Origin of the sequence: Photobacterium sp. GB-210 (assembly GCF_003026075.1) — a bacterium.
Classification (GTDB): domain Bacteria; phylum Pseudomonadota; class Gammaproteobacteria; order Enterobacterales; family Vibrionaceae; genus Photobacterium.
This window is the reverse complement of the sequence record NZ_PYNU01000028.1, coordinates 1-11368: the sequence shown is the minus strand read 5'-3', so window position 1 is coordinate 11368 and position 11368 is coordinate 1. Positions and strand designations below refer to the sequence as shown.

At 42.1% G+C, this 11368-nt stretch carries 5 protein-coding genes; 2 read left to right on the top strand and 3 right to left on the bottom strand.

Going from position 1 to position 11368, the window contains the following annotated elements; genetic code table 11:
• Window positions 1-55: 55 nt before the first annotated feature.
• Window positions 56-1522, bottom strand: coding sequence for a glutamate synthase subunit beta (locus C9J38_RS19755; protein ID WP_045083715.1), 1467 nt, complete (start codon window positions 1520-1522; stop codon window positions 56-58).
• A complete protein-coding gene (gene gltB, locus C9J38_RS19750) occupies window positions 1515-6062 on the bottom strand; it encodes a glutamate synthase large subunit (protein WP_107208582.1) in 4548 nt (1515 codons plus the stop codon). The genes C9J38_RS19755 and gltB overlap by 8 nt, the downstream gene beginning before the upstream one ends.
• A 647-nt stretch (window positions 6063-6709) precedes the next feature.
• Between gltB and C9J38_RS19745 the strand changes: the two genes are divergently transcribed.
• Both C9J38_RS19745 and arcB read left to right on the top strand, forming a co-directional pair.
• Window positions 6710-7648 carry a TIGR01212 family radical SAM protein gene (locus tag C9J38_RS19745; RefSeq protein ID WP_107208581.1) on the top strand — a complete coding sequence of 313 codons (939 nt, stop codon included), beginning with the start codon at window positions 6710-6712 and terminating at the stop codon, window positions 7646-7648.
• A gap of 150 nt (window positions 7649-7798) precedes the next feature.
• Window positions 7799-10168 carry an aerobic respiration two-component sensor histidine kinase ArcB gene (gene arcB / locus C9J38_RS19740; protein WP_107208580.1) on the top strand — a complete coding sequence of 790 codons (2370 nt, stop codon included), beginning with the start codon at window positions 7799-7801 and terminating at the stop codon, window positions 10166-10168.
• A 71-nt stretch (window positions 10169-10239) separates the two neighbouring features.
• Here arcB and arcA read toward each other — a convergent pair whose 3' ends face one another.
• Window positions 10240-10959, bottom strand: coding sequence for a two-component system response regulator ArcA (arcA, locus tag C9J38_RS19735; RefSeq protein WP_107208579.1), 720 nt, complete (start codon window positions 10957-10959; stop codon window positions 10240-10242).
• Window positions 10960-11368: the final 409 nt, after the last annotated feature.

The following is an 11368-nucleotide window of genomic DNA, read 5'->3' as shown; positions in this document are numbered from 1 at the left end:
AAAAAGCCAGCTCATTTGAGCTGGCTTTGCATTAAAGATTAACTTTACGTAGAAGTTAAGAAAGCATTAATGAATCAGCTTTTGCTTCAAGGTTTGTATTACCCATAAGGTAAGCGTCAACTGCACGAGCAGACTCTCGACCTTCGTTAATACAACGTACAACCAATGATTGACCTGTACGCATATCACCTGCTGCAAATACACCGGCTTGGTTAGTCGCGAAATCTTCAGTTGCAACATTACCACGCTCATCTAATGCGATATCAAGTTGAGCGAGAACGCCTGTTGGTTCTGGGTGTAAGAAGCCCATTGCTAAGAAAGCAAGATCACAGGCAATCACACGCTCTGAACCTTCAACTTCATCAAACCCTGGGCGCTCACCTGGTTTTGCTTCTTGCCAAACGATATCAGCAATACGTAAGCCTTTCACATTACCGTTATCATCAGAGATAAACTCTTTGGTTAAGATGTTCCAGTAACGATCACAACCTTCTTCATGTGACGTTGATGTTTTCATGATCATTGGGTATGACGGCCATGGCTGATTAGCTGGACGCTTTTCAGGTGGAACAGGCATGATCTCAACTTGAGTAATACTTGCAGCGCCGTGACGATTTGATGTACCCACACAGTCAGAACCTGTATCACCGCCACCAATAACCACTACATGTTTACCTTTGGCATGGATTTCTTCGGTTTTTAAATCCATATCGTTGGCACGACGGTTATTTTGCGCAAGAAATTCCATCGCAAAATGTACGCCATTTAGTTCACGACCTGGGATTGGCAGGTTACGAGGAACGGTTGAGCCGCCTGTAAGTAGAACGACATCAAAGTCTTGGCGTAATTGCTTAGCATTGATATCGACACCAATGTGCGCATTAACTTCAAATTTAACGCCAGCTTCTGCCATTAGGTTGATCTTACGATCAATGATATCCATACCTAGCTTAAAGTCAGGAATACCAAAGCGAAGTAGACCACCGACTTTTTCATCACGCTCAAACACTGTCACAGTGTGACCTGCGCTGTTTAGTTGCTCTGCTGCTGATAAGCCAGCAGGGCCTGAACCGATAATTGCAATGGTTTTACCGGTTCGAGAACGTGGTGTTTTAGGCTTGGCATAACCTTCACGGTAAGCTGTTTCAACAATTGTTTTCTCGATATTACAAATCGTGATGGGATCTTGGTTGATACCTAACACACAGCCACTTTCACAAGGGGCAGGACACACACGACCCGTAAATTCTGGGAAATTATTCGTTGAACTTAGGATGTTCCACGCTTCTTCCCAACTATCGCGGTAAACCGCATCATTAAATTCAGGAATAATATTCCCAATTGGACAAGAGTTATGGCAGAACGGTACACCACAATCCATGCAGCGTGATGACTGTTCATTGATCTTGTCACCAAATTCATCGTTTAAAACGAATTCTTTGTTATCTTGAATACGAACACTCGGGTCCAATTTTTTTGGCAATTCACGGCCAAATTCTAAAAATCCAGTTGGCTTACCCATTGATTGCCTCCAACGCTTCCTTGTCTTGAGCTTCAGCTTTACGCTTTAGTAATACGGCTTTGTAATCCCTTGGCATAACTTTCACCATCTTCTTCAAGTTAGCTTCGAAGTTAGATAGGAAAAGCTCTGCAACCGTACTACCAGTCAATGCTACGTGCTTCGTTAGCATATTTAGTAATAATTCTTGGTCTTCTTTTTCGATTGGATCTAAATCGACTAACTCTGGGTTTAATTTGGTTTCAAAGTCATCGAACTGATCCCAAACATAAGCAACACCACCACTCATACCAGCAGCAAAGTTACGACCTGTTTGACCCAGGATAACGGCAACACCACCTGTCATGTACTCACAACCGTGGTCACCGACACCTTCAACCACAACTTGTGCGCCTGAGTTACGAACACAGAAACGCTCGCCAGCAAGACCGCGAATATAAGATTCACCAGAGGTTGCACCGTAGAAACACACGTTACCCACAACGATGTTATCTTCAGCAACGATGTCAGATTTCGCATCAGGGTAGAGTACTAGCGTACCGCCTGATAGGCCTTTACCCCAGTAATCGTTCGCATCGCCTTCAACTTCAAATTTCACGCCTTTAGCAAGGAATGCCCCGAAGCTTTGACCTGCTGAACCAAAGAACTTCACGTTCATCGGCTGTGGTAAGCCGCTATCTTTGTATACTTTCGAAATTTCATTCGACAGCATAGTACCTGCACTTCGATCGGTATTGATGATAGGCAATTCAGCGTTGACTGCTTTACCTTCCGTCAGTGCTGGTTGTGCAAGTTCAATCAATTGACGGTCTAGTACGTTATCCAAACCATGATCTTGGGGACGTTGGTTGTAAATACCATCTTCAGCACGTGGCTTTTCAACGTAAAGTACAGGGCTAAGATCGAGGTTCTTGTATTTCCAGTGACTGACATTATCACGGACTTTCAGCTTGTGAGATTGCCCTACCATTTCTTCAATAGTGCGGAAGCCAAGCTCTGCCATTACTTCACGTAAACCTTCAGCCATGTATTGGAAGAAAGTCACAACGTCTTCTACGCGACCATCAAAGCGTTCACGTAATGTTTTGTTCTGTGTTGCGATACCAACAGGACAAGTATTCTTGTGACACTTACGCATCATGATACAGCCTTCAACAACCAGTGCAGCTGTTGCTACGCCCCATTCTTCAGCACCCAGAAGAGTGGCGATAGCAAGGTCACGAGGTGTTTTCATCTGACCATCAGACTGAACAACGATACGGTTACGTAAACCATTCTTCAGTAGCGTCTGGTGCGTTTCTGCCAGACCTAATTCCCACGGTAGACCTGTGTGGCGAATAGATGACATTGGTGATGCACCTGTACCGCCATCAAAACCTGCAATAAGAACAACATCGGCTTTGGCTTTAGCAACGCCTGATGCAATCGTACCTACACCGGCTTCTGATACCAGTTTAACGTTGACACGACCTGCGCGGTTGGCATTTTTCAAATCGTAGATCAGCTGGGCTAAATCTTCGATTGAGTAAATATCATGGTGAGGCGGTGGAGAAATTAAGCCAACCCCTGGTGTTGAGTGGCGTGTTGCGCCAATCCAGTCATCGACTTTATCACCTGGAAGCTGACCACCTTCACCGGGTTTCGCACCTTGAGCCATTTTGATTTGCAGCTCATCAGCGTTAGTTAGGTAGTAAGAGGTGACACCAAAACGACCTGATGCCACCTGCTTGATAGCAGAACGTTCCCAATCACCGTTGTCTTTCTTCTCAAAGCGAACTGGATCTTCACCACCTTCACCTGAGTTAGATTTTGCGCCGATGCGGTTCATCGCAACAGCCAGTGTTGAGTGCGCTTCGTAAGAAATCGAACCAAAGCTCATTGCACCTGTGGCAAAACGCTTAAGGATATTCTCGATTGGTTCTACTTCTTCGAGTGGAATAGAGCCTGCAGGGTTTTTGATGAAATCAAGTTGGCTACGCAGTGTTGCAGCGTTATCACCTTGATCATCAACCGCTTTCGCATATTGCTTAAATTGCGCGTAATCTTTTTCACGTGTTGATTGTTGTAGCAGTGAAATGGTTTCAGGGTTAAACAAGTGTTTCTCACCACGTTGCTTCCACTGATATACACCACCTACATCAAGTACTTGTACTGGGATTTCACGAGTAGGGTAACCAACACGATGACGGACTAAGACTTCTTGCGCGATATCATCAATCGTTAGACCTTGAATACGCGTTACAGTACCGGTGAAGTACTTATCAACCACAGATTTACTGATACCAAGTGCTTCAAAAATTTGTGCGCCGTGGTATGACTGTAGGGTTGAAATACCCATCTTAGAGAAGATTTTCAGCAGACCACCGTTAACCCCTTTACGGTAGTTATCAAATAAGGTGTCTGTTGGTACTTCTGGATCAAGCTTACGCTTACGTTGAAGATCTACTAGCGTTTCAGTCACAAGATATGGGTTAACTGCATTAGCACCATAACCAACTAGGGTTGCGAAGTGGTGTGTTTCGCGAGCATCGCCAGTTTCAACCACGATGTCACATTTCGCGCGAAGACCTTTACGGATCAGGTGGTGGTGAACCGCGCCAACAGCCAGCATTGCAGGAATAGCTGCATGGTTAGAATTAACCGCACGGTCAGTTAGAATAATGATTGAATAACCATCAACGACTGCATCTTCTGAATACTGACAAATACGTTTAAGTGCACGCTCTAGTTTGCCATCTTCGCCACTTGCATTAAATACAATATCCAATGTTTTCGATTGAAGATGTTCATTATCAATCTCACGGATTTTCTCAAGTTCAGCATTAGAAAGAACAGGAGATTCAAGTTCAACTTTTTGGCAATGCGCAGGTGTTTCAGCTAGCAGGTTTTGATCCTTACCGAGGTAAGTATTCAATGACATTACCATGCGCTCACGAATTGGATCGATTGGTGGGTTGGTTACCTGCGCAAACAACTGCTTAAAGTAGTTAGATAAATGCTGTGATTGGTGTGATAGCACGGCTAGCGGCCAATCTGCACCCATCGCGCTTAATGGCTCATAACCTGTTTTTGCCAGTGGAACAATAATGTCATTCACTTCTTCTGAGCTCACACCAAACGCTTGTTGATGATGCAGTAAGCGCTCAGGTGTTGGCTGATGATGCATATTATCAGCTTCAGGAAGCGTCTTTAGGCTTAATAGATTGTCTTTAACCCATTGCTCATACGGTTGTGCTGTCGCAATGCTGTCTTTTACTTCTTCATCAGAAATAATACGACCTTGCTCTAGATCAGCAACGAAGATACGACCCGGTTGTAGACGACCACGGAATTGGACGTTTTCAGGCTCAATTTCAACCACGCCTGATTCAGATGCCATCACAAGGAAGTCATCTTTAGTCACAGTATAACGTGATGGACGTAGGCCGTTACGGTCCAGTGTTGCACCTACTTGAACACCATCGGTGAAACAAACAGAGGCTGGGCCATCCCATGGTTCCATGATATTGGCGTGGTACTGGTAGAAAGCACGACGCTTAGGATCCATGTTTTTGTTTTCTTGCCACGCTTCAGGGATAAGCATCATTAAAGCGTGTGGCAAACTACGACCAGAAAGCACAAGTAACTCTAGTGCCATATCGAAGTTAGATGAATCTGAGCTACCTTCCTGACAAATCGGCAGTAGCATATCGATTTCTTGCTGACTAAATAAATCAGACTCAAGAATCGCTTCACGGGCTTTCATCCAGTTCAAGTTACCACGAACGGTATTGATTTCACCGTTGTGAGCAATGTAACGGAAAGGTTGTGCTAAGCGCCAACGTGGGAAGGTGTTGGTTGAGAAACGAGAGTGAACTAATGCAAGTGCGGTCACCATCGTTGGATTTTGTAGATCAAGGAAGTACTGAGGTACTTGCTCTGTAGTTAATTGGCCTTTGTAAACCAAAGTTTTGTATGACAGAGAGTTGATATAGAAGTCATCGCCAATGTTCGAAACACTTTCCAGACAAACACGTACAGTATAGTTACGTAAAACATAAAGTTTACGCTCTAGTACGGCTGGATCTAAGTTTGCGCCACCAGTGATGAAGACATGCTCAAATTGTGGTTCTGTGCTCAATGGATCTTCACCGATCATTGAGTTGTCAACTGGAAGTACACGGTAGCCTATCACTTCAAGATCAAGGCGTTTAGCGTTACGCTCTAAGATCTCACGACATTGCTGGCGTTTATGCTCATCTTTTGGAAATAGCACAACACCGACGCCATATTTATCGAAGGCGGGTAATTTAATACCGAGTGTCAGTGTTTCTTCTAATAAGAACTCGTGGGGCTTTTGCAGCAAAATGCCTGCACCATCACCACTGCATGGATCACAACCTTGACCGCCACGGTGCTCCATACGCGCTAGCATATCGAGAGCCTGAGTAACAATCTGGTGAGACTTACGGTTTTTTAGGTGGGCGACAAAGCCGATACCACAGGCATCGTGCTCCATTTCAGGCACATAAAGTCCCTGATCGTTCAGCTCTTGATCTGTCATAGATACATCCTTCCAGTTGCATCAAGCCATATTCCTAAGGCTTGGTTATCCCTAATTTATTGTCACAATCCTGCGGTATTGAAATGAACTATCCTGTTCTACCCAACATGATTGAGTGTCTGCACAAAGATAAAATCGTCCTGTATTGGCAAACTTAATTTTGTTGTTTCGTTTTGCTATGAACGAACACACTGTATTTCTTGAGAAAGGGCGACACAAATCACTTTACAGTAGGGTGATGGCATCGCTTTTATTGTTCAGAAATTGCACACAAGTGTAACTATCCTACAATTTTGATACATTAATTACCAATAAAAATTAACATTTAGCTATCATAATATTGCTGTTTTGTTGCATTGTTAAACATGAAAAAGGCTTTTTAACGACGATAATTATTCGCAATTGCGTTTAAATGCAAAAAACGTTTGGTGATCGATTGTTTACAAAAAGGCAACAATACGTAGTTAGGGAAACTTTTTTGTATTTTATTTACGATTAAGTGTCTTTTTTGTTGAGTAAAGGAAAGGGCTTTGTTTGTTTTAGCACAAATTTATTACTTGTAATTGATGCTATCTTGCGACTCTTTTTAATATTGCTCGCTATTCATCGCGGTGTTTACAGCTATTTATTTGCAATCAGGTAAAGCAATGCAACTGCACGAACTCGTTAATACATTTGGTCAAGACTTACAGCGCCGTTATGGTGAAAAAGTCCATAAGTTAACTTTGCATGGCGGTTTTAGCTGTCCTAATCGTGATGGAACGATTGGTCGGGGAGGGTGCACATTTTGTAATGTGGCCTCTTTTGCAGATGAAAAGACTCAGTTTTTACCTATTAAACAGCAATTAGCAGAGCGTGCCGATGAAATTCATCGTGCAAAACGTTATTTAGCTTATTTTCAGGCTTACACCAGTACTTATGCTGAAGTTCAAACGCTAAAGAAAATGTATGAAGAGGCGTTAAAAACGACGGATATTGTGGGGTTATGTGTCGGTACTCGACCTGACTGTGTGCCTGATGCGGTATTAGAGTTACTGTCTGATTATGTACAACAAGGCTATGAGATTTGGCTCGAGTTAGGTTTACAAACGGCAAATGAAAAGACATTAAAGCGGATTAACCGAGGTCATGATTTTGCATGTTATGCCGCTATCACTCAACGTGCACGGGCATTAGGGATCAAGGTTTGCACTCATTTAATTGTTGGGCTGCCAGGTGACACCAAACAAGATAACCTTGATACGATCAGTAAAGTGGTGGCGGTAGGCGTGGATGGGATAAAATTGCATCCACTACACATAGTTGAAGGCAGTAAAATGGGGCAAGCATATAAAGCCGAACGTTTAGACCCTATTAGCCTTGAAGAGTACACCAACATTGCGAGCGAAATGATCCGATTAACTCCTGCTGATGTGATTTATCATCGGGTTTCAGCCGCGGCACGTAGGCCAACCTTACTGGCACCAATGTGGTGTGAAAACCGCTGGTTAGCGATGACTGAAATTGGACGTAACTTAGATACTTATGGTGGGCAAGGGAGTCTAATTAATGACGCTTTTGTATATCAACGCCCACAATTAAAATAGAATACAAAACAAAGCCTACGTGATGTGGGCTTTTTTGTATGTGAAGGTTATAGTTTCAGCTTTTTATTCTGGCGCAATTGATATCAGCGCTTATGATTAACAAGCTTACACGTCGCTTTGACGGCATCTTTCTTCTTTTGGTATTCAGTGATGAAACAAGTCAAAATGTTAGCTCAGTTTTATGTCGATCTTCTGGTTAAATTAGGGATCGTTCGTTTTAGCCTACTCCTTGCATTAGCATTGGTTGCATTAGCCGTTGTTGTTCAAGTTAGTGTGACGTTAGTACTACATGGCACCGTGAATGATATTGATATCGTGCGATCGGTGACATTTGGTTTATTAATAACGCCTTGGGCTGTTTATTTTCTCTCTGTTGTCGTCGATCAGTTAGAAGACTCACGTCAACGCTTATCGAAGTTAGTCACTAAACTAGAAGAGATGCGCTCGCGAGACATGGAGTTAAATAAACAGCTTCAAAACAATATTGCGCAGTTAAATTTAGAAATAGAAGAAAGGGAAAAAGCGGAAGAAGCACGTGAAGAAGCGATGCATGATCTCGAAAATGAGGTTTATCAGCGAGAAAATGCCCAAGTAGCGGTGGCAGAGCAAAGTGCATTATTAAAGTCTTTCTTAGATGCGTCGCCTGATTTGATTTACTACCGTAATGAAAAAAACCAATTCTCAGGTTGTAATCGTGCAATGTCAGAGTTAGTGGGTAAAACAGAAAAAGAACTAGTGGGGTTAACACCCTGGGATGTTTACCCTGAAGAAGTCGCTAAAAGAATTATTAAAACAGACGAAGAGTTGTTTAACGAAAATAGTGCCATGACAGATGAGCAGTGGTTAGTTTATCCAAATGGTAAACGTGCGCTATTTGAACTTCGTAAAGTGCCATTTTATAACCGCAATGGACGTCGTCTTGGTCTAATGGGCTTTGGCCGTGATATTACCGAACGTAAAAAATATGAAGATGCGTTAGAAAAAGCCAGTAGCGACAAAACCTCATTTATTTCAACCATTAGCCATGAATTACGCACCCCACTCAATGGTATTGTTGGCTTAAGTCGTATGTTACTCGATACAGATCTTACTGATGAGCAGCGTGGTTACTTACGTACCGTACATGTTAGTGCGATCACCTTAGGAAATATATTTAATGATATTATTGATTTAGATAAATCCGATCGCCGTCGTTTAGAGTTGATGCCAAAACCATTGGATTTCAACGAGTTCATTGATGAAATGGGGAATATTTCTCAGTTAATGGCTGAGCAGAAAGGATTGCGTTTTGACCTAGAGTGCTTAACTGAACTGCCAAAAAATATTGAAGTCGACAGCACGCGATTGCGTCAAGTGTTGTGGAATCTTATCGGTAATGCGACCAAGTTTACTAAACAAGGTGGCGTGATTTTATCGGTTAGCAGTGAAATTCATGAGCACGATGCTGATGTTATCTTTGAAGTTGAAGATAGCGGTGTTGGTATTCCTAAATCTGAAATCGATAATATTTTTGCCATGTATTATCAAGTGAAACAAGGTGACGATAATATTCATGCTGTAGGAACAGGGATTGGACTTGCCGTATCTCGCCAGCTCGTTCAGCTAATGGGGGGAGATATCACTGTTCATTCTGAAGTGGGTGAAGGTAGTACCTTTACGGTAAAAATTCGCGTTCCGCTAGTAGAAGATGTTATTGAAGAAGAAATCGTGACTGAAGTAAAACCAGAGCTTACTGGTTTAAGTATCTTCATGGTGGAAGATATTGAGTTAAATATCACGGTCGCTAAATCCTTGCTTGAAAGTTTAGGTCATGAAGTCACTGTTGCAATGCGAGGTGATGAAGCCTTAGCGATGTTTAAACCAGAAGATTATGATTTGGTCTTGTTAGATATTCAATTACCAGACATGACAGGCTTTTATATTGCGCAGAAACTACGAGAAAAATACCAGGATTTGCCAGCATTGGTTGCTCTAACGGCTAATGTTATCAGTGATAAAAGCGAATACCTTGAAAAAGGGATGGATGAAGCGATTAGTAAGCCATTAAGCGTGAAAGCTATCACTAGCGTGATTGAAAACCTCGTTCTAAGTTGTAGTTATGAGGAAGATGAAATTAACGATTTAACCGATACTAACAGTGATGGAACAAGGCCTAGCGATAAAATGATCGACAAGTTGCTCGACTTGGAGATGTTGACCTCTTACGTTGATATTGTAGGGACTAAACCTGTTTATGCGAGCATCGAAATGTTTGAAAAAATGATGCCAGATTACATTGCGATTTTAGATTCGAATATGGTCGCGAAAGATCAAGATGGGATTAAGTTTGAAGCGCATAAAATTAAAGGTGCAGCAGGTTCTATCGGTTTAAAACACATTCAGCAAGTCGCACAAAAAGCACAGTCTCCTGAACTTCCTGCTTGGTGGGAAAACATTAATGACTGGGTTGATGAAATTAAAAATGGTTACCAAAACGATATTGATGTGCTGAAAACATGGTTAAAACAGTACGAGAAATAGAGTGATGGTATTGCATTTAAAATAAAAAAGGCTCCTTAGGAGCCTTTTTATTATGGTCTGAACTTCACGAATTACTCTTCGCCAAGATCACCACAGAAACGGTAACCTTCACCGTGAATTGTTGCAATGATCTCTGGTGTATCAGCAACAGATTCGAAGTGTTTACGGATACGACGAATAGTTACATCGACGGTACGGTCATGTGGCTTAAGCTCACGACCTGTCATCTTCTTAAGAAGATCTGCACGAGTTTGGATCTTGCCTGGGTTTTCACAGAAGTGAAGTAGGGCGCGGAATTCAGAACGTGGAAGCTTGAATTGATCACCGCTTGGGCTTACTAGTGAGCGACTGTTGATTTCAAGAGACCAACCGTTGAACTCGTAACGCTCAACCAATTTCTTATCTTCAGTAGGAAGACCTTGGTTCATAGCACGAGTCAATAAGTTACGTGCACGGATAGTAAGTTCACGAGGGTTGAAAGGTTTAGTGATGTAATCATCAGCACCAATTTCAAGACCTAGGATCTTATCAACTTCGTTGTCACGACCTGTTAAGAACATTAGTGCCATATCGCCTTGCTCACGAAGTTCACGAGCAAGTAGAAGACCATTTTTACCTGGTAGATTAATATCCATGATCACTAGGTGAACAGGATTGTCAGAAAGCATTTGGTGCATTTCTGCGCCATCGTTAGCTTCAAAAACTGTGTAACCTTCCGCTTCAAAAATACTTTTTAGGGTGTTACGTGTTACGTGCTCGTCTTCTACGATAAGAATGTGAGGGGTTTGCATTGGCAGTACCTAATATCAAAAAACAAATCTGCATGAACAGAGTAAGTTAAATTCTATAAAAAAAATTCACATATAGGCAAAGTATTAACAAGAATACTTATTTGTTACGAAATCGCTGCCTATGTTGGTACACCATCCTTTTCCCGATAATTAAAACTATCGGAATACCTCATATATTGAGGTGTTGGCTACACTCTCCCTAATTGATGCAGCGATTGTATTCACTTAACAGCTCTCTAACAATGTTGTGCGTTTGTTTAGTATAGCTATTTATATGTTTACCAATTGTAACCACTAAAAATGTACTAATGGCACAATACTACTTGTATATTGGTAACTCATAAATAGTTACCATACTATCAAGGCATACTATTTTAAGGGTTAACTTTCAAAAGTATCGTCCACTCTC